Here is a 20,064-nt window from a genome sequence, read left to right as displayed (position 1 = left end):
ACTGTTCATTTTGCTGATTTTGCCAAAGCCCAACGCCATGTCAAACACCGATTTGCCCACTCATCTCAATCAAGGTTTCGCTAACACGCCTTTAACCAAGACACCAAACAAAAAGTCCAAACCCAGCGCGCGCGTACGCAAACGCTTGCAAGCAGCCGCACCTGTCGCTTTGACGGTGAATAATTTGGCACACGATGGGCGCGGTGTGGCGGTGTACGGTCAGGTGCAAGAGACGACAGCGTTAGCCGAGGCGCACCCGATTGATAAACACGGCAAAAAAGTGTTCGTCAGTTTTGCGCTGCCACAAGAGACGGTCAGTGTGCAAATCACCAACAGCCGTAGCAGCTTTGAAGAAGGCGATGCGCTGGCGGTGTTGGCAAACCCAAGCCCCGAGCGTCAAACGCCGCCGTGTCCGCATTTTGGTGTGTGTGGCGGCTGTAGCCTGCAGCATTGGCAGCCCGATGGACAGATTGCGTTTAAGCAGTCGGTGTTGGCAGAACTGCTTGCCCATCAAGGGGGGCTTGCGCCCGAGGTGTGGTTGCCGCCGTTGGTCGGTGAGCGTTTGGGCTATCGCACCAAAGCGCGGCTTGGGGTGCGTTATGTGGAAAAAAAACAACGCGCGTTGGTCGGTTTTCGTGAGCGCAGCAGCAATTTTTTGGCGGATTTGCAAGTCTGTCATGTGCTTGATGCGCGCATTGGCGAGCAGCTAACCGAGCTACAAAAGCTCATCGCCAGCCTAGATGCGCGCGAGGCGATTGCTCAGCTTGAGGTGGCAATGGGCGAAACCCTGCCCGATGTGCCCGATAGCAAGCAGGCGGTGGCGGTGATTGTGCGCAACCTTGCACCGTTGGACGCGGCGGATATGGCACGTTTGCAGACGTTTTTTGCCGAACGCGATTGGCAGCTGTATTTGCAGCCAAAGGGCAGTGACAGCGTGCAGCGTGTTGCCGTGCGTGACGATGAGCCGATGCGCGCAAGTACGCTAGACGTACCGCCAACAGGTGGGCTGTTTTATCGGTTGCCTGCGTTTGATGTGACGTTTGAGTTTTCACCACTTGATTTTACCCAAGTCAATTTGTCGGTCAATCGTCAGATGACGGCACTTGCCGTTGAGCTGTTGGGCTTGCAAGCAGGTGAGCGCGTGTTGGATTTATTTTGCGGTCTGGGCAATTTTAGCTTGCCATTGGCGCGTGCGGTGGGCAAAACAGGGCACGTGATTGGCGTGGAAGGCAGTGAGCAGATGACGGCACGCGCACGCATGAATGCCGCCGCCAATGGGCTGCACCACACCGAATTTTATGCACAAGATTTGACGCAAGATTTTTCTGCCGAGCCATGGGCGCAGCAAGGTTTTGACGCGCTGTTGATCGATCCACCACGTTCGGGCGCGTTAGAAGTCATGCAGTATGTGGCAAAATTTGGCGCGACGCGTTTGGTATATGTATCGTGCAACCCTGCCACCTTGGCACGTGATGCCGCCGTGTTGGCAGCACAAGGTTACCGACTCACTCACGCTGGCGTGATGGATATGTTTTGCCACACGGGGCATGTCGAGAGTATCGCGCGTTTTGAAAAAATTTAGCAGCCAATGTTTTAACAGACCTGGCAAATAGGCAAGGATAAAAAAATTATAAGTAACAAAAACCAATGGTATTTTTTCGCCGATGTCTTATACTAACCTTATGGGCAACACGAGCAAGGACGCTTGGTGAATCTAAACGGTTGATCGACAGCCATTTTGCCCATGCTTGGCGTAAAATGGAGTGACGCATGGTAAAGGTTCGTGACAGTTTACCATTATTGGACGGAACAAACACCGACGACGACAGCACCACCGCAATTGCAAGCTTGACCGCACAGCAAGACCAACCTGTGGCGGCAACGGATACGCCGATTGTGTCCGAACCTGCCCGCCAAATCATCGACGCACACACCATCGACACTGACGCATGGCTACAGTCTATGGCAAAACGTGGCAATCTTACGTCACTGCCCGAGCTGATCAAAGCGTGCGATTTTCTAAAAAAGCAAGCCATCAACAACAATTCACCACGCGCCAACGCCTACCTAACAGGCATTGGCATGGCAGATATTTTGGGTTATCTGTATCCCGATGAGCCGACCTTGGTGGCCGCCATGCTGTACCGCGCGGCACGCAAAAAAATCATTGATGACAAAACCATTCGCCAGCAGTTTGGCGCAGAAGTTGCCGATTTGGTGCAAGAAACGCTTGCCATGGGGCGATTGTCAGATTTAATCGAAAATAACAAACGCCTTGAGGATCATTTTAATAACAATCAGCGCGAGCAGCTGACTGGCATTTATAACATGCTCATTTCGATGACCAACGACGTGCGCGTGGTACTCATCAAGTTGGCTGACCGTACCTTTGCCATGCGTGAATTGTCGTTTGCCACGCCTGAGCGTCAGCAGCGCGTCGCGCGTGAGGTTATGACAATCTACGCCCCATTGGCGCACCGCTTGGGCATCGCACAGCTAAAATGGGAACTAGAAGATCTATCGTTTCGTTATCTTGCACCCGAACGTTATAAAGAGATTGCCAAGTTGTTGGCAGAAAAACGCAGCGAGCGCGAGGCATACATTGAGCGCATGATGAACGAGCTGCGCCAAGCACTTGCCGAGCAAGGCATTGAAGGCGAGATTAGCGGACGCGTCAAACACATTTATTCGATTTATCGCAAAATGAAGCTCAAATCGTTGTCATTTGACCAGTTGTATGATATCCGCGCGCTGCGCGTGTTGGTGCGCGAGCCTGCCGACTGCTACCACGTGCTTGGGTTGGTGCATGGACTGTGGCGGCATATCCCCGAGCAGTTTGACGACTACATCACCAACCCTAAGCCCAATGGCTATCGGTCACTGCACACAGCGGTGATTGCCGAGAACAAATCGCTTGAAGTGCAAATCCGCACGTTTGATATGCACTACGAGGCCGAGCTTGGCATGTGCGCGCATGTCAATTATAAAGAAGGCACCAAAAACAAAAAAGATGATTATTTAACGCGTAAAATCAGCTCATTGCGCCAGTTGCTGCTACAACCCGAACCACACAGCACGGAACATGACAAAGATACGCCAACCCATGACAAAGCGGCAAACACCGAAGCGTTGGATATTCATGAAGAAGAAATCATTGCCGATTTTGGTGAATTTGAGCGGATTTATATCTTTAGCCGCGATGGCGACATCATCGAACTACCCAAAGGCGCGACGGTACTAGATTTTGCCTATCACCTACACACCGAAGTTGGCAACCGTGCACAAGCGGCACGCGTCAATCAACGCTATGTGCCTTTGACCTATCAGCTAAAAACAGGCGAGCAGGTCGAGATCATCACTAAACAATCACGCGAGCCCAACCGTGACTGGCTGGTTGCATCCTTGGGTTATATCCAAACCCCACGCGCGCGCAACAAGCTGCGGCAATGGTTTAACAAACAAGACCGCGACAAAAACATTGAAACAGGGCGGCATATCTTAACCAAAGAGTTGGCGAGATTGTCAGTGCATCCCAATAGCATTGATTTAAATGACTATGTCAGCTTTTTTAACGTCAAAAATGGTGATGATATTTTGGTCGGTTTGGTTAATGGCAATGTTGAATTGCATGACTTGACCGCACAAATCAGCCACCAACTTGACCTTGAGCCTGATGTCAATGAAAGCGAGCTGGTGCCCAGTGTTCATCCGCGCGCTACGGGCAAACTGGACGCGTACAAAATCCAAGTCGATGGCTTAGACAACATCGAGACCCATTTGGCAGGCTGCTGCCATCCGCTACAAGGTGAACCAATTGCAGGCTATATCACCCTATCTAATGGTGTAAGTATTCACCATGCCGATTGTCCCGAATACGAACGCTTAATTGCCCGTGAACCAGAACGTGCCATCAGCGCGGCGTGGTACGGCAACAAAGGGCGCAGCCAACGCGTGCAAATTTATCTAGAAGCCTATGACCGCCGCGGCTTACTCAAAGACTTGACCCAAGTCATTGACCAAGCCAACGTCAATATCCGCCAAGTTGAAACCCTAAGCGGTGATGACGACATCGCACGACTTAACTTTACCATCGAGGTGACAGGCTTGGGGCAATTATCCAAGGTGCTTGCCCGTCTTGAGCAGCAACCAGGTATGATATTGACACGGCGGGTGGTCAATGGTGCCAACGTTTAAATATCGTTAGAGGTTTAAAACTGTTTTACGATGCCTGAATTACCTGAAGTACAAACCACGGCAACCAGCCTGTCCCCACTGCTAGGACAGCGGTTGCAACGTGTTGAAGTCTTTGCACCCAAGTTACGTTGGGCGATTCCTCAAAATTTAACCGACTTGCACGCGCATACCCTAAGCGATGTTCAACGCCGTGCCAAATATTTGATTTTAACCTTTGCGCCAAGCGATATCACCACGCCAGCGCCCACCGCCGCCAAACAGCTGTTGGTGCATTTGGGCATGTCGGGCAGTTTGCAGCAGCACCCAGCAGGCTTTGCAAAACGCAAGCATGACCATGTGATTTGGCATTTTGACCATGGCAATGGCGAGCACAGCCAGTTGCACTACCACGACCCACGCCGCTTTGGTATGGTGCTATGGCTCGATGATTACCGCGACAAGCTTTTAACGCCGCTGGGTATCGAGCCATTAGACGCAGCATTCAATGGTGCGTATCTGTGGCAGATCATTCATGGCGGTAAACGCCCAAGCACGCGTCCGATTAAATCCGTCATTATGAATCAGCGTGTTGTCGTTGGTGTGGGCAATATTTACGCTACCGAGGCATTGTTCATCACGCGCATTCATCCGCTGACCCCTGCCAATCGTCTGACACTTGCACAGCTTGATGCGTTAGCGGCACAAATTCAGACGGTTCTACGCGCCGCGATCGCCAAGGGTGGTTCGACATTGCGTGATTTTACTGTTGCAGATGGTAAAACGGGATATTTTCAGCAGACGCTCAACGTATATGGCAAGGTCGGTGAGCCATGCCCTGTGTGCCAAACGCCAATTGAGCAGGTCAAAATCGAGCAGCGCACCAGTGCGTTTTGTCCGTATTGTCAGCCGCTTGATGATCAAACGCCCCATTGAGTACTGAAGATCTGCTAATTATCTGCTAAATTTGCCGTTGCCACGATTGGTGCTTGCTAAGCCGGTTAGTTTGCGCTAATGTAACGCTATTGCGATAAAATTTGTTCGCTCAGCCAACTTATTACTGCTTGATCACATCAATATTTGACATCAAGGATAACTCTATGAAAACCGTCAAACGCAGCCTTTTGGTGGGAATGCTTAGCGCGGCGATGATATCGCCAAGTTTTGCTGCGATTGAAGTCGATGATGAAAACTTTGGCCCCACTTATGACCGCATGGTGGTCGATACCGTGGTTGGCAAACCACTTGGTTTGATGGCAGTGGTTGGCGGCGCGGCGGCTTGGGTAGCAAGCTTGCCGTTTACTTTGTTCAATGGCGATGCCGTGCGCGCGCGTCAAACCTTGATTGACGAGCCGTTCTACGCGCTCAATCGTTGTCATGGCTGCACAGTTGCCGAGGACAGCTACTATAAGTCACAACAAGATGACCAACACAACGTGCGTGTGGTGGTTGATGGCCCGTCTGAGATTTTGATTAATACCAACCAAAACGTGGTAGTCAATCAGCCATAAAACGATTTTTAAACCCATAACCAACGCCGTTTGTATCATTTGATAACGGCGTTTTTTGGGTTGTTAACGCACTATTTTTTAAGCAACGCGTTTAAAATAACATGGCTAAAACGGTACAGGACTAGCCCATGCCATCCACACGCCTGTATCGGGATGATTAAGCGCCAGCGTATGCGCGTGTAGGCACAGCCGCGGCGCAAGGCTAAGCGCCACCCCTTCGGCATAAATTGGATCACCCAGCATGACATGCCCAAGGTGCAACATATGCACACGCAATTGATGACTGCGCCCCGTGATAGGCTCAAGCGCAACACGCGTGATAGGCTGGCCTTGGCGCAATTCATGGTGCAAGGCGGTGTAATGCGTGAGCGCAGGTTTGTGCCAGTCATTGTCTACAATGTGCTTGGGCTTAAGCGTTGGCTCATAGCGCACTGGTGCGTCTACACTGCCCTGCCCCATCAGCGTACCAAAAACCAGCGCTTGGTAGCACTTTTGTGGCACTCGGGCGATAAACTGCTTAGCAAGGTGAGTTTGCGCCGCGCTACTGCGGGCAAAAATCAGCAAGCCTGAGGTATCCATATCAAGCCGATGCACAAGCTTAACGCTAGGATCAGCTTTAAGCAAACGCGCCTGCATACTGACCTTCAAATCTTTGCCATCAACCGACAACAAGCCTGCGGGTTTATCCACCACCCAAACCGCGTCATCACGATACACCGTTACCGCTTGGGCAAAGTCATCAAAAAATGCTTGCGGCTGAGCGGCTTCGGCACGATTGGCAGCCGCAACCGCATCGGGTAGCAAGGCTTTGGGGACGGTGCGGCGGTGAGGGTGCTGATCGATGACATTTGGCTGAGTATTCATAAATAGCTTGATTTAACAACACTTGTTTAAAAATAAACTTTTTCTATAAACTGGTTTAACGCCCGACAAACTGCGCAGGACGTTTTTGTAAAAATGCGCGTACGCCTTCTTGAAAATCTTGCGTTTGTGCCATTTGGGCTTGATAAATTGTTTCTTGCTCAAGCGCGGCGGCAAGTCCTGTGTAGGCTACTTGGTTGATCGACTGTTTGATCGCAGCCAGCGCAAGCGTCGGCAGCGCGCACAAACGCTCAGTTAGTTGTGTGACGGTTGCATCCAGTGCATCAGCAGGCACCAAGCGGTGCAGCAACCCCAAATCCTGTGCGGTTTTGGCATCGAGCAATTCGCCTAGCATCACCAATTGGGTGGTCTTTGCCGCGCCAATCAGTTGGGTTAATAAATAAATCCCACCTGCATCGGGCACCAAACCGATATTGACAAACGCTTGTAAAAACTTGGCATCATCGCTTGCCACACGAAAATCACACGCCAGCGCGATATTCATGCCTGCACCTGCTGCCGTACCGTTGATTCGCGCGATGATGGGTTTGTTAATTTTACGGATTTTTCGCACCACCTCACCCAAACCGTCGGCAAGGCTGTATGCCATGTGTGCGCTGTCTTGTGGGGTGTCCAATGCCGCCACCATTTCGCGGATATCACCACCGCTACAAAACGCGCGTCCTGCCCCTGTCAGCACAATCACTTTGACCTGCGCGTCATACAGGGCTTTGTCTAGCGCGGCAGATAATTCGGCAATCATATCACTGTGCAAAGCGTTGAGCGATGTGGGATCATTGAGTGTAATGATGGCGACGGCATGTTGCACGTCAAATAGAACTTTTTTGCTTTGGGCTGGGTTGGCAGTCTGTGTGATGTCAAAAGTAGTCATGGCAATCCTTTGTCGTGACGATGGATAGGCGCAAGTTAAATACTTGCGGTTGATCAACCGCCATTGTGCCATGACGCAGCGCAGGTGACAACCGTTTACCGTGCGGTTTTGTGATTACGCTTGATTGTGGTGCTTATAGCGTTTACTGTGTTGGGATGATGTGCTGATTTTGGGGCAAGCTATGCCGACATCTGTTTATTCACGTTTTGCGGTTATCGTCTGGTTTGGTGCGTATGCCAGTTTGGCAGGCGGTGTATTGATGGTATTGGGTGATTTGGCGTTTGCCGTAGCCAACCTTTGGCAAACACGCGCAATTGGCGATAATTTATCGGAACTTAGCGCGGCATTTGTGTACGGTGCAGCGGCGATGGGTGTGGTGGGTTTCGTGGTGGCGGTGGTCTTAGCGATTTTTAGGCAGCGTTATCGCAAGGGCTTGCTGATAGTTTTGGTGGTGCTGGGTGTATTGCTGAGCCTGCCAGTCAGTTTTTTGTTGGTGGTGGGCATTGGTGCGAATAAGTCACTGGCGACGGCATGGGCAATCATCGCTCTAAACGCGCTGACCGCTGGCGGCGCGTTGGGCGTGGCGGCATGGCGCGTGTTGCCGCGTTGATTTTTTCGGCTGACTTTTTTCGACTGAATTTTTTTTGGCTACATTTAGGCAGCTGAAATTAATCAGCAGGGTGTTTTGTTGGACGCAAAGAATGCACCACCCATGTCGGTCCAATCAATAAAAACTGTAAATCATCAAAGAAGGATGGTTTTTTGCCTTCGATTTTATGCCCGATAAATTGCCCAATCCACGCCACCACAAACACGGCAAAATAAAACTTAAAGCCAAATGGTAGCAGCTTGACCGCCGTCAAACACAGCAGCACAAACATACCCATGGCGATAAATAGCGTTGTTGATAAACGCAGATAAAACAACATGACCAACGCCAACACAACCAACGTAAACGCGGCTTGCCAACTTATACCCATGCCGACAATACTGGCAAAAATCGTCGGCACACACAACCAATGGATTTTCTTATTGATTGGGTGTTGGTGGCTGACGGCATAATCCGCTAGCCAACTGTCAAGGGATTTTTTGGATTTGAATGTAGAAAAAACGGCGGTTGTCATGGCGAAGCCTCCTTGCTTGCTCATGATGTAACGTTCTATTTTGGCGGTTCCAATTTGGCGATTTAATGCTGGCATTCCTTGCCGTGAGTCTAGCATAACGCAAACGTTGGTTTGGCGCAAATGCTTTTCGGTTCAGCTTGTCAAAGGGTTTGTTTGACCAAACTCATGATATATTCTAAATCTTTGCTGTCATGCACGGTGATTTCATAATCGCCATTGCCCCAATGCCCCACCTCAGCAACGTTACGCGCTAAGTGCTTGGGGTCATCAAGTTCACCTAAACGTTTATTAATCCACATTTTTAAAGATTTTTTTTAAACATGAATATCGACCAGATTGCGTTTCTTTTTAAAGGCGATGTAATGCTTTTTATAATCAACCGTGATATCGCCAGATAGGTTTAAAATCGCGTCTTTAAATGTTTCAAACAATTCTTGGATATCATCGCTGGCATCCGCCAAATGATACGCCTCATCGTACACCACAATTTCTTGGCTAATTTTTGCCAATTCACTTTGTGCCAGTTCGCCTCCACGAGCGTGTGTGGGCAAAGACGCATTTGTGGAGGAGGCATTGATTTGTTTGAGTGACGGCGCATTTTTGGTTTTGTGAATCGGGTTTAATACAATGATGTTTTGCGTAAAGCGTTTTAGCTCCCACAACTCAATCGCCAAGTCTTTAAAATTGGTGGATTGTTTTTGAAACTGGGTAAACGATGGCGCGATAAACATGACCCGACTTTGCGACCAATCGACATCACTGCGCTTTAACGGTTCAGGTTGGCTTTCGTTGTACTCGACATTGACTTCCTCCCCTCCCTAAAGTGAGGGGATTCCTTCTGCAAGACGGTGAAGCCCCACCGCAAACCTAAGACAATGGCAACCGCCCGTACGACACACCGTACATCTTAGGTTCTTATTTTAAGCTAATCCTACCATTAGGATTGTCATAGACACGAATTAGCTTAAGTGTGTGTTTGGAAACGTCTTACCAGTTAAGTTACTGCGTACTCGCAATTTAGTCTTAACTTAACTGTGGAATGTAAGACATTGAATATAGTGAGATGAGTATAGCAAAACTCATCGCATTTAACAATTGCCTTATATCCACCGCCTGAAGTCGCAGGTTTACGGCAACGAATGATAAAGTCGGATTTGTATTCCAACATTAGACTCAGATACGCCACCCCTTGGTCAATGACGCTAAAATTTCTTTCGCGTTTAAATTCGATAATGACAAACGCATTGGCCTCAGGGTCATACGCTAACGTATCGATGCGACTGTTTTTGATGGTAAATTCAGAACGAATTAACCGTAAACTCAGCATGCCCTCAAGGTTGTGTTCAACCAGTTTTTGCATGTCTTTTTCAAGGGCAAACGGCTGCTCGTCTAAGTCGGTCAGCACGCCTGCTTGGTGGTGAAATATCAACATCGTTGGTTGCTTGCTTATTTATCTGTTTTTACCTGTGAAAAAATTATAACGCCTTTAACTGCTCGACCTGTTTACCGATTTCTGCCAGTTGCGTTTGTAGCTCGTCCAATTTGGCTTGCTCAGCGGTGACCACCGCAGGCGGTGCTTTGCTGACAAAACCTTCATTGGTAAGCTTACGCGCGATACCATCGGCTTGGGCTTGTAGCTTGTCTTGGGTCTTACCAAGACGGGCAAGCTCTGCTGTTGGATCGATCAAGCCTTTCATCGGTACCATGACCTTGACCTGCCCAACCATGCTTGATGATGACAGCGGCACATCCGCGCCTGTTTGCACTGTAGTGAGGCTTTCAACCTTGGCAAGTGCTTTAAACTGGTTTTCGATACGGCTAAGGCTTGCCGCCTCGTCTGCGCTGACGTTTTCTAAAATGACAGGTAGGCGCACGGCATTGCCCAGCTTCATCTCACCGCGAATGTTACGCACCGCACCAATCAACGCCTGTAGCCATGCCATGTCCTGCTCGGTTTGCTCACTGATGGCGGCATTATCGGCTTGCGGAAACGGCGCGATGACAATGCTATCGGCAATTTTTTTGTCAATCAACGGCGCAATGGTTTGCCAAATGCGTTCGGTCAAATACGGCATGATGGGATGGCTAAAGCGCATAGCGACTTCCAGCACCGCCAGTAGCACATAGCGAATTTGCGCTTGCCGCTCGGTGCTGACGCTTGGGTCATTGAGGCTGGCTTTGGCAAGCTCAATGTACCAATCGCAATATTCATTCCAAATAAATTCATAAATCGACTGGCTGACCAAGTCAAAGCGGTATTGCTGCATGTATTGATTGATGTCGCGCACCGTGGCGTTCATGCGGCTGATAATCCAACGTTCGGGCAGCTCCCACAGCTCGGGCTTGGCGGTGTGATCAAGCGGCAGCGCGTTGCCGTCTTTGTCCACACCATTCATCAATACAAAGCGCGTGGCGTTCCAGATTTTATTGCAAAAATTGCGATAGCCTTCAATACGTTTGATGTCAAAGTTGATGTCGCGCCCTGTGCTGGCAAGTGAGGCAAACGTGAAGCGCAGCGCGTCTGTGCCATAGGCATTGATACCATCGGGGAATTCTTTGCGCGTTTGTTTGGCAATTTTGTCCGCGTCTTTGGGGTTCATCAGCCCTGTGGTGCGTTTGGCGATCAGGCTATCAAGGTCAATGCCGTCGATGAGGTCAATTGGGTCAAGCACGTTGCCTTTGGATTTGGACATTTTTTGCCCTTGTCCGTCACGCACCAAACCATGCACATACACGGTTTTAAACGGTACTTGCGGCTTGCCGTCTTTGTCTTTGATGAAGTGCAAGGTCAGCATAATCATACGCGCGACCCAAAAGAAAATGATGTCAAAGCCCGTCACCAACACGTTGGTCGGGTGAAACGCCGCCAATGCCTTGCCATCGTCACTGGCATCCGCCCAGCCTAAGGTTGAAAACGTCCACAACGCTGAGCTAAACCATGTGTCTAGCACATCTTCATCTTGCTGCAGTGGTGTCTCGCCAAGGTTGTATTTTTGGCGAACTTCATCCTCACTGCGCCCAACGTACACCTTGCCATCTGCATCATACCATGCAGGGATACGATGCCCCCACCACAACTGGCGGCTGATGCACCAGTCTTGAATATCACGCATCCATGCCATGTACATATTTTTGTACTGTGCAGGCACAAACTCGATATCGCCATTTTCTACCGCATCAATGGCAGGCTTGGCAAGCTTGGCAATGGCAACATACCATTGGTCAGTCAAATACGGCTCGACAACCTCACCGCTGCGGTCACCGCGCGGAGCTTTGAGCGCGTAAGGCTCGATTTTCTCAAGCCAGCCTTGCTGCTCAGCTTGCGCCACCAACTGTTTACGCGCGGCAAAACGTCCCAGTCCGCTATAATCGGCAGGGGTGTCCACAAGCTCAGCATCCGCCTGCTGCAAGCTGTGGAAAATTTGCAACTGCGGCAAGATATTGGCGTTTTTGTCAAAAATATTGATAAACGGCAAATCATGACGTTTGCCCAGCTCATAATCATTAAAATCATGCGCAGGGGTGATTTTGACCACACCTGTGCCAAATTCTTGCTCGACATAATCATCAGCAACAATCGGCACGATACGCCCCGTAATCGGCAGCGTCACGGTTTTACCAATCAGCTGCTGATAGCGGCTGTCATTGGGATTGACAGCAACAGCGGTATCGCCAAGCAAGGTTTCTGGGCGTGTGGTTGCCACCACCACATAGTTTTTGCCATCGGCAGTCGTCACGTCCGCATCGGTGAAATAATAGCGAAAATGCCACAACGAGCCTTGCTCATCGATGTTCTCAACCTCTAGATCCGACAGCGCGGTTTCAAGCTTGACATCCCAGTTTACCAAGCGTTTACCGCGATAAATTAAGCCGTCTTCATACAGCCCAACAAACGCCTCTTTGACCGCATTTGACAACCCTTCATCCATGGTAAAGCGTTCGCGCGTCCAGTCCAACGACGAACCCAAACGGCGGATTTGACGGGTGATGTTGCCGCCTGATTCGGCCTTCCACGCCCATATTTTGTCCAAAAACGCCTCACGTCCCAAATCGCGCCGCGTGACACCTTGCGCGTTGAGCTGGCGCTCGACCACCATTTGGGTGGCAATACCAGCATGGTCTGTACCTGCTTGCCACAGCGTGTTGTCGCCCAACATACGGTGATAGCGCACCAGTGTGTCCATGATGGTGTTGTTAAAACCATGCCCCATGTGCAAGCTACCCGTGACGTTCGGCGGTGGCAACACAATTGAAAACGCATTGGGCTTACTGTAATCGGGCTTAAAATAACCTGCCTGCTCCCAACGTTGGTACATGCCGTGCTCAATATCGCTTGGGCTATAGGTAGCTTGTAGATTATCAAGGGCGGTTTGAATAGCATTGGCTGGATGGTTTGCTTGGTTCATATCGTCACACATTGGCTAAAATTGATGAAAAATATTGAAATATTGGCTAAGCCTTTTTTAAAGACTGCCCGTTGGCAAATAAAAGACTGCCCATTGGCAAATATCTGCCTAAAGAAGCAAAAATATGGCTTAAAGCAAGGATTGTACCGCAATTTGGCAAACACGGGCAAAATTTTTCAATACCTATTAGGCTTTAGACGATTTTGAAAAACAAAAAAGCCAAAGGGTGGGCTTTGGCTTTTTGCTGCGGTAGGTAACACCTGCTTAGGCATTGATCACACCAGGTATTGGGCTATTGAGCACCGTATCGGTTTGGTTTTGACGAAACGCGTCGATTTTTGCCGCTAAATCCGCATCACCCAGCGCCAAAATCTGTGCTGCCAACAGCCCTGCGTTATACGCCCCTGCCGTACCAATCGCAAGCGTACCCACCGCCACACCTTTGGGCATTTGCACGATAGAAAGCAAGCTATCCCAACCGCTTAGCGTCGATGATTTGACAGGCACGCCCAGCACAGGCAACGCGGTTTGACTGGCACACATGCCAGGTAAATGCGCCGCACCACCTGCGCCTGCGATGATGACGCACAGCCCACGGTCTTTTGCGGTTTTGGCATAGTCAAACAGCTTGTCGGGTGTGCGATGCGCCGATACGACCTCACACTCAAACGCCACACCAAAATCCGCCAACAGCTTGGCAGCATGTTGCATGGTGTCCCAATCCGATTGTGACCCCATAATGATACCGACTTTGGGCGCACCATCGGGCGATTGAATTGGTGCAGGCAAATGAGCAGAAGCAGACATAGTTTGACAGCCTTAGCAAACGGTGAGATTATTTAAAATGAAAACCGTAAATTCTAGCAAAACTTTGGGCGTTTGGCGATGTTTTTTGGCAAAACTTTAAACAAAATTTAAGTTTAAATCACATGATTTGGTGGTAAAGTCGGGCGAATATCAGCCGCAAAGGTTTGCTCGCTTAGACCTGCCAATTGCGTTTCGATGATATCGCACATCATCGCAAGCGGTAGATCGTTTTCCTCTACGCCAAACGGTTCGCTGATTTCATCAACGATTTCGTTGAGCGCCATAAAGGTATAGCCGACAAACGTCACCAAAATTGGCGTCACCCAACCGATGGTATTACCAAGACCAAACGGCAACATAAAGCAATACAGATACACGGTGCGGTGCAGCAAGACAAAATACGCAAACGGGATTGGCGTGTTGTTGATACGCTCGCAGCCTGCTTGGATTTGGGCGATTTTGCCGATGGTTTCATCCATACTTTGCCATTGCCAATCATTGATCAAGCCTGCCGCGCGCCAATCTGCCAGTCGCCGCCCCATGGCTTGGGTAAGCTGCAAACAGGTAAACGGCTTGCCGACAATTACCGCCTGTTGGTCGGGCGATAAAATCCGCGTCAAGGTGTGGCTGTTGTCCTCGCCACGCAGCTGTTGGCGCAGACAATGAACAAACGCAACGTGCAGCCGAATCATCGCTTGCTGCTCATCGCGCGGTATGGGCAGTGACAACACCTGTCGGGCAAGGTTACGGCTTAGCCACACCAACGTGCCCCACAGCTTGCGCCCTTCCCAAAAACGGTCATACGCCGCACCATTGCAAAACCCATGAAAAATCGCCAGCGAAATCCCAAGCAGGGCAAACACCGACGGATTGAGTGGCACGGGTGTTTTGGTGATGTGGGTTTGGTAATAATACACCGCAAACGAAAACACAAATAAACATAGCTGCGGTATTAGCAAGCGGCGAAAATACGACCCTTGCATAATAAACAACAGCTTAAACGGCTCAATTGAACGGCGTATCATGCCTAACCCTTACCCCAAGTTTTTAACATAATTCATCTTAACACGACGTGCCTACTTGGGAATAAACTGAACAAAGTTATCCGCCGTGAGCGTCGGTTTGTCGCTGTCAAACTGGTATGCCGTCAAATAACCGCCCCCACCTGCCGAATAATCCACACACACCACCTGCTCAGACAGTGGCGCAGGCACACCCGTTAGCCAATAATGTCCAACAAATACAGGCTTATCTGTGGTCAGCTCAAACTCAATCAAATCCGCCAAGGTATCGGCAGGAATATGCAGCAAATCTGACTTACCTGCCCGTGCAATTTCATGAATCGGCTGACCTGATAACGGCTGTTGCCACCATTTGACGCGCACATTATGGCGTTTGTGCCCCTCTTTATCCAGCATAAACAAATCATTGGGCAGGCGCGTTTCTACACCTTTGAGCACACGCTCTAGCGCGTCGTATTCTGCCGTGTGTTTTTGTGCCGTCAATTGCAAACCGCGTGGCGTAAGGCGGTTATCAGCGGTCAAAAGCGGCTTGAGCACCGCCATCGCCGCCGTGTCCCAACACGCATGGACAAAACACGCGCCGCCAAGCTCCAACCACAGCGGCAACTCATACAACCGCTTGAGCCAAAACTGGTGCAGCTCACTGCCAAAACCCACCTCAGCGATAAACGCCGCGTGCTGGCGCGTGTGCACATCATTGTGACTGCGCAAATATGCGCGCGCGTCGCGTGCATCGCGTGTAGCATACGCCAAGGCATTGTATTCATGGTTACCCATCAAAATACTTGCCACACCATGATCCAACATCGCAAACGCAGTCTCAAGCGTCTCCAACTGCCCTGCACCGCGGTCAATCAAATCACCAATAAACACCGCATGATGCCCAACAGGCGGCACATAGTGGCTACCGTTGTGCGTATAGCCCATCGTATCTAGCAGCCCAACCAGCTTATCAAACTGCCCATGCACATCGCCAATTATATCGTAAATCACCCCAACTCCTTTTGTTAGCTCACTGTATCAAATCTAAAAACGCGGATGCATGATTTGATAAACAAATTGCCCAATGACATTTGGCTCAATCAATATCGTTGCCACCACACCAAACATGCCACCGACCAAGTGCGCCGAATGGTTGACCGAACTACCACCACGGTCATGCGCCCAAATACTATAACCGACATACAACAGCGCGAACACAATCGCAGGCATAGGGATAATAAAAAAGTAAATCCGCGTCCATGGATCAAACAAAATATAACTAAACACCACCGCCATCACCGCACCTGACGCACCAAGGCTTGAATAGCGCCGATCATCTTTATGCTGCAAATACGACGGCACACTTGCCACCACCAACGCCACCAAATAAAACAAAATAAACCCAAGCCCACCCAAATGCGCATTAAAAATCCGCTGCACGGCTTGCCCAAAGGAAAACAGCGTAATCATATTAAACAACAAATGCATGGTATCAGCGTGGATAAAACCATGAGTCACAAACCTGTCCACCTGCCCACGCGCAATAGCAGGCGGATAAAAAATCAGCCGTGCCATCAATGCCTGCGACTGCCACGCGGCAAGGCTGACCAACACAGTGATAATGACGATAAACAACGTCGGATTAAACAACAATGACATACCTTGCCTTTTATATTGTGTCCAAGATGGGTGGGACAAAACCCCAACGATCTATTGCCCAAGTTTTAACACACCAAACCGCTAGCTTAGCACAATTGCGGCTTTTTTATGCGCCTATTTGTTCAATCATAATTAGTTGTTCAATCATAATTAGCAGCCCGTCCTTAATTAACCTATCTCACCACACAACCAGCACGCAGTATCTTTTTTTCGATCTGCTATTTGATCCAAAACAAGCATTTTAACCAAAACAGGCATTTTTTCACCGCAATGCTATCAATTCATGTCAAATATACCCTGTTTTTGCATCGTCTTAATACAAAGTTTACGCAGAAGTTACTTTAATATAACTGAAGTGCACACGTGTTTAGGATACCTTACGCTTATCAACTTGCCGCACCTGCCGTTAGCCTTTTTTTATTAAAGGATATAACCCACCGGCGGCGATCGTGACGTAAACATTTGGGCAACCACCAGACCAAATGAATAAAGCATATTTTTTAAGTAACAATGAGGTTGCCTATATAAATAGGATTATTTGCAATCTTTAGGAGGATTAGATGAATATTATCGAGCACTTGAATAAGACTGTCACCCCTGCGGTGCTTGGCGCGAACGCTGATGCCAACCGTAGCTCATTGCTTGAAAAACTCTATGCGATTATCGTTGCGCGTCTTGCCGACGATAACACCTACAACAGCTTTGGCGGCAGTACCGTTGCCAATGATGATGCGGGCTTTTTTGACCGCTTTTTGCCTGACAGCACACACCGCGGTAACTTGGTACAAGAGCTAAGCCGTCAATCCAATGTACCCGCACAAGAAGCGCAAAGCCTTATCAGCCGCGCGACCCCCATGGTTTACAACGAACTGCGTAACTTGGCAGGCACTTCAACTGTATCAGGCTTCTTAGGTAACAACCTAAGCAGCGTTGGTTCAGCCTTGCCAACTTGGTCATACGCACTAATTCCAGCAGGAGCACTAGGACTTATGAATATCAAACACGACCCAGCAAATCAAGACCCTAATAATAAGGAAAAAGTGGTTAAAGAGACCACCCGTACCGAAGAGCATTTGGTTGCCACACCAAAACCTGAAGAAGGTGGCATGGGCAAAATCTTGTTGCCTTTGATTGGTCTAATCATTCTTGGTCTATTGGCGTGGTGGTTGCTACGTTCATGCAACAAGCAGCCTGAGCCTGTTACCACTCCTGTTGTGGCCTCAGCTCCTGCTTCAGCAGCACCGATGACTACTGATACCACGACCTTGACAGCGTCTGATGTTACCATCAATGGTCAAGACCTAAATGCAATCGCCAGCGTACCTGCCAGTGATGTAATGGCAAGCACTGCCATGCCTGTAGCTGATGCTACTATGCCACCAGATGATGAAATCCCAACCGTTATTTCTGAAACTGAACCATCAGTTTACCTACATCATGGTCAGTTGAAATTCTACTTTGCGGTAGATAAAGACGACATTTCACCACAAGCTCAATCAAAAGTTGGTGCATTGGTCGCCGCGGCTCAACAAGGCAAAAAATTGGGTATCAGTGGCTACACTGACAGCACTGGTAGCGCAGCACACAACGAAGACCTAGCCAAACGCCGTGCCGAATCGGTTAAAAAATTCTTGATGGACAATGGTATTCCAGAATCACAATTGGTCATGGAAAAACCAGCTGATACCGTTGGCGCGACTGGCAACACCCAAGAAGGTCGCCGTGTTGAAGTATACGTGGTTGATGGTCCAGACGTAGTAGCACCACAATAATTGCTGATTCATGATTGATTATTAACCAATCGTTAGTTAGTTAAACACAAGCTAAAAACCCCCACTAGAGCAGGTGGGGGTTTTTATTTACTGGTGCTTAAGAAATGATTGTATCCAAAACCTCGAAGCTAGCGGTTTAAGCTTTTATACCATTCCACTGGCTTGTTGGCTAAAAAAGCGCATGGCAGGAGCAAGCTTGCTAACCAAGGACACGCCTTCGCTGCGTAATTGCTGAATCGGTGGCAACTGACTACCAAACAGCCAGTTTAAGCCCGAAAAACTGTGCATCATCATGGCATTGTGGGCATAACGCAAACGTTCATAACGGCGCAAAGTTGCCTCACCTGCCCACGCCTGCTTGCCTGAGCGCAAAAAATCCTGCTGCAAACAATCCGCCAATGCCGCCACGTCCAATAAGCCTAAATTCAAACCTTGCCCCGCCAGCGGATGCACACCATGCGCTGCATCACCAAGCAAAACAAGATTGGGTTTGATATAAGTTTTGGCATGTTGTGCTGATAGCGGAAAACTGGCGATCGACTCTAGCGCGCGGATATCGCCAAGTACATAACCGCTGGCAAATGCCAATTCCTGCGCCAACTCATCGGTAGGCAATGTCAGCAAGTCCAACGCGCGGTTGGTCGGCAATGTCCATACCACCGATTGCCAATGCTGTGGGTCGGCTTGGTCGGCTGTGGTCACGTCTGCCAGTGGCAATAACGCCAACGGTCCTGTGGGCAAAAACACCTGCCGTGCGGTGGCGTGGTGTGGCTGCTCGGTCTGAATGGCACAGCAAATCGCGGTTTGGTGATAGTCAAGCGTATCCAGCCCAATGCCTGCCGCTTGGCGCACGGGCGATCCACGCCCATCTGCCCCGACCAATAAAGCACCCTCAAGTGTGCGCCCATCCGCTAAACCAACCCGATAGCCATCACCCAGCCAGTCAAGCGATGTCACGCGCTGCCCTGTGATCGTCGTTAAATACGCATTGGGCTGTGCCATCATTTGCGCCAGCGCGTATTCAATAACGGATGGCTCAACCATACTGCCCAATCGGCTGTTTGACGATTGATGATTCGCGTTTGGTGCATCGGTCTGCACTATATCCGCTTGCGAAAAATTGAGCTCGCCCACACCATCGGCTTGCCACACCTGCATATGCTGGTAGTCGGCTTTGCGTCCGCTTTGCTGTATGTGCTGCCATGCGCCGATTTGGGTCAGTAAGTCAATACTGGCAAGGCTAAGCGCGTACACCCGTGGATCGCGCTGGCTTAAGCGCGCTTGCCAATCGCTGTCAGATAATTGTGGGCGTGCGTCAATCAAGGTCACGCGGTGTTGGTGTTGGCTGAGCCATAACGCTAAGGTGGTGCCAACGATACCGCCGCCGATGATCAGGGTGTTATTTTTCATTGGATGATCGATATTTGATAGGTCGTGTTTGCGATAGCGTAACATGACTTTTGCTAAAAGGTAAGCTATTATTCGCCAAAGTTGCGCGTAGCAAAACCCTTGATTAGATTGCCCTAGTCTACAAACTGCGCCTAGTCTGGCAACTTGCCTTCAAAAAACCCTACCAACACAACACGGTATTTCATCATGGCGTGCTGCGGTAGCCTGCGAGAAGGCAAGCGGCGTTTAGCTCACTCTCTCCTACAGTGTCAGGATAAACCGTTTGCCAATTATTATAGTTCCGTTGAGCGCTATCTACCACACTACCACCTTTGGTATAGTAAATATAGCCTTGGGATGACATTTTGTTGTTTGCACAGTCGCCTTTCCATTGTCTTACAGTAGAATTATAAAATTTACCATCGGCGGTTTTTTGTGCTTTGGCATAATATGTTTTGGTAAAAAAGCT

20 protein-coding genes are annotated in these 20,064 nt (G+C 49.5%); 7 read left to right on the top strand and 13 right to left on the bottom strand.

Annotated elements, in window-relative coordinates:
• Positions 1-37 precede the first annotated feature (37 nt).
• The 4 genes from rlmD (at position 38) to MA2_RS06645 (ending at position 5,681) form a co-directional block, all read left to right on the top strand.
• Positions 38-1,582: a 23S rRNA (uracil(1939)-C(5))-methyltransferase RlmD gene (gene rlmD / locus MA2_RS06660; RefSeq protein ID WP_067058302.1), complete on the top strand. Its 1,545-nt coding sequence runs from the start codon at positions 38-40 to the stop codon at positions 1,580-1,582.
• Between the two features lie 188 nt (positions 1,583-1,770).
• Positions 1,771-4,194 (top strand): RelA/SpoT family protein, encoded by a 2,424-nt coding sequence (locus tag MA2_RS06655; protein WP_067058183.1) that lies wholly within the window; start codon positions 1,771-1,773, stop codon positions 4,192-4,194.
• Positions 4,195-4,224: 30 nt separating this feature from the next.
• Positions 4,225-5,106, top strand: coding sequence for a bifunctional DNA-formamidopyrimidine glycosylase/DNA-(apurinic or apyrimidinic site) lyase (gene mutM / locus MA2_RS06650; protein WP_067058181.1), 882 nt, complete (start codon positions 4,225-4,227; stop codon positions 5,104-5,106).
• Between the two features lie 164 nt (positions 5,107-5,270).
• Complete coding sequence (locus MA2_RS06645; RefSeq protein ID WP_067058179.1) at positions 5,271-5,681, top strand: hypothetical protein; 411 nt, start codon at positions 5,271-5,273, stop codon at positions 5,679-5,681.
• 105 nt (positions 5,682-5,786) lie between these two features.
• Here MA2_RS06645 and MA2_RS06640 read toward each other — a convergent pair whose 3' ends face one another.
• Together MA2_RS06640 and MA2_RS06635 are read right to left on the bottom strand one after the other, a co-directional pair.
• The gene (locus MA2_RS06640) at positions 5,787-6,545 is read right to left on the bottom strand and encodes an RluA family pseudouridine synthase (protein ID WP_079352037.1); all 759 of its coding nucleotides are present in this window, start codon (positions 6,543-6,545) and stop codon (positions 5,787-5,789) included.
• 55 nt (positions 6,546-6,600) lie between these two features.
• Positions 6,601-7,434: an enoyl-CoA hydratase/isomerase family protein gene (locus MA2_RS06635; protein ID WP_067058298.1), complete on the bottom strand. Its 834-nt coding sequence runs from the start codon at positions 7,432-7,434 to the stop codon at positions 6,601-6,603.
• Positions 7,435-7,615: 181 nt separating this feature from the next.
• Between MA2_RS06635 and MA2_RS06630 the strand changes: the two genes are divergently transcribed.
• On the top strand, positions 7,616-8,044 hold the full coding sequence (locus MA2_RS06630) for a hypothetical protein (RefSeq protein ID WP_067058177.1): 429 nt from the start codon (positions 7,616-7,618) through the stop codon (positions 8,042-8,044).
• 58 nt (positions 8,045-8,102) lie between these two features.
• Here the strand turns inward: MA2_RS06630 and MA2_RS06625 are convergent, their stop codons facing one another.
• The 5 genes from MA2_RS06625 to MA2_RS06610 all read right to left on the bottom strand — a co-directional run bounded on the left by MA2_RS06625 (position 8,103) and on the right by MA2_RS06610 (position 12,964).
• The gene (locus MA2_RS06625) at positions 8,103-8,558 is read right to left on the bottom strand and encodes an Mpo1 family 2-hydroxy fatty acid dioxygenase (RefSeq protein WP_067058296.1); all 456 of its coding nucleotides are present in this window, start codon (positions 8,556-8,558) and stop codon (positions 8,103-8,105) included.
• 140 nt (positions 8,559-8,698) lie between these two features.
• Positions 8,699-8,857, bottom strand: a complete 159-nt coding sequence (locus tag MA2_RS11135) for a hypothetical protein (protein ID WP_156470939.1) — start codon at positions 8,855-8,857, stop codon at positions 8,699-8,701.
• A gap of 15 nt (positions 8,858-8,872) precedes the next feature.
• A complete protein-coding gene (locus tag MA2_RS06620) occupies positions 8,873-9,289 on the bottom strand; it encodes a DUF5655 domain-containing protein (protein WP_067058175.1) in 417 nt (138 codons plus the stop codon).
• Positions 9,290-9,552: 263 nt separating this feature from the next.
• Positions 9,553-9,990 (bottom strand): PDDEXK family nuclease, encoded by a 438-nt coding sequence (locus MA2_RS06615; RefSeq protein WP_067058173.1) that lies wholly within the window; start codon positions 9,988-9,990, stop codon positions 9,553-9,555.
• 43 nt (positions 9,991-10,033) lie between these two features.
• Positions 10,034-12,964, bottom strand: coding sequence for a valine--tRNA ligase (locus tag MA2_RS06610; protein ID WP_067058171.1), 2,931 nt, complete (start codon positions 12,962-12,964; stop codon positions 10,034-10,036).
• A 24-nt stretch (positions 12,965-12,988) separates the two neighbouring features.
• Between MA2_RS06610 and MA2_RS06605 the strand changes: the two genes are divergently transcribed.
• Positions 12,989-13,171: a hypothetical protein gene (locus MA2_RS06605; protein ID WP_067058169.1), complete on the top strand. Its 183-nt coding sequence runs from the start codon at positions 12,989-12,991 to the stop codon at positions 13,169-13,171.
• Positions 13,172-13,228: 57 nt separating this feature from the next.
• Here the strand turns inward: MA2_RS06605 and purE are convergent, their stop codons facing one another.
• The 4 genes from purE to MA2_RS06585 all read right to left on the bottom strand — a co-directional run bounded on the left by purE (position 13,229) and on the right by MA2_RS06585 (position 16,434).
• Positions 13,229-13,771 (bottom strand): 5-(carboxyamino)imidazole ribonucleotide mutase, encoded by a 543-nt coding sequence (gene purE / locus MA2_RS06600; protein ID WP_067058167.1) that lies wholly within the window; start codon positions 13,769-13,771, stop codon positions 13,229-13,231.
• A 113-nt stretch (positions 13,772-13,884) separates the two neighbouring features.
• On the bottom strand, positions 13,885-14,796 hold the full coding sequence (locus MA2_RS06595) for a bestrophin family protein (protein ID WP_067058165.1): 912 nt from the start codon (positions 14,794-14,796) through the stop codon (positions 13,885-13,887).
• A 51-nt stretch (positions 14,797-14,847) separates the two neighbouring features.
• Positions 14,848-15,786, bottom strand: a complete 939-nt coding sequence (locus tag MA2_RS06590) for a metallophosphoesterase (protein WP_067058163.1) — start codon at positions 15,784-15,786, stop codon at positions 14,848-14,850.
• Between the two features lie 33 nt (positions 15,787-15,819).
• Complete coding sequence (locus MA2_RS06585; protein WP_067058162.1) at positions 15,820-16,434, bottom strand: rhomboid family intramembrane serine protease; 615 nt, start codon at positions 16,432-16,434, stop codon at positions 15,820-15,822.
• Between the two features lie 560 nt (positions 16,435-16,994).
• On the opposite strand from MA2_RS06585, the gene MA2_RS06580 reads away from it, so the two are divergent.
• Complete coding sequence (locus MA2_RS06580) at positions 16,995-18,206, top strand: OmpA family protein (protein WP_067058159.1); 1,212 nt, start codon at positions 16,995-16,997, stop codon at positions 18,204-18,206.
• 144 nt (positions 18,207-18,350) lie between these two features.
• Here the strand turns inward: MA2_RS06580 and MA2_RS06575 are convergent, their stop codons facing one another.
• Positions 18,351-19,616 carry a UbiH/UbiF/VisC/COQ6 family ubiquinone biosynthesis hydroxylase gene (locus MA2_RS06575; RefSeq protein WP_067058294.1) on the bottom strand — a complete coding sequence of 422 codons (1,266 nt, stop codon included), beginning with the start codon at positions 19,614-19,616 and terminating at the stop codon, positions 18,351-18,353.
• A 184-nt stretch (positions 19,617-19,800) separates the two neighbouring features.
• The coding region (locus MA2_RS11215) for a surface-adhesin E family protein (RefSeq protein WP_373279760.1) at positions 19,801-20,064 on the bottom strand (264 nt) is incomplete at its 5' end.

It is taken from the genome of Moraxella atlantae NBRC 14588 (genome assembly GCF_001591265.1).
Taxonomy (GTDB): domain Bacteria; phylum Pseudomonadota; class Gammaproteobacteria; order Pseudomonadales; family Moraxellaceae; genus Faucicola; species Faucicola atlantae.
This window is presented reverse-complemented; position numbering and strand designations above follow the sequence as displayed.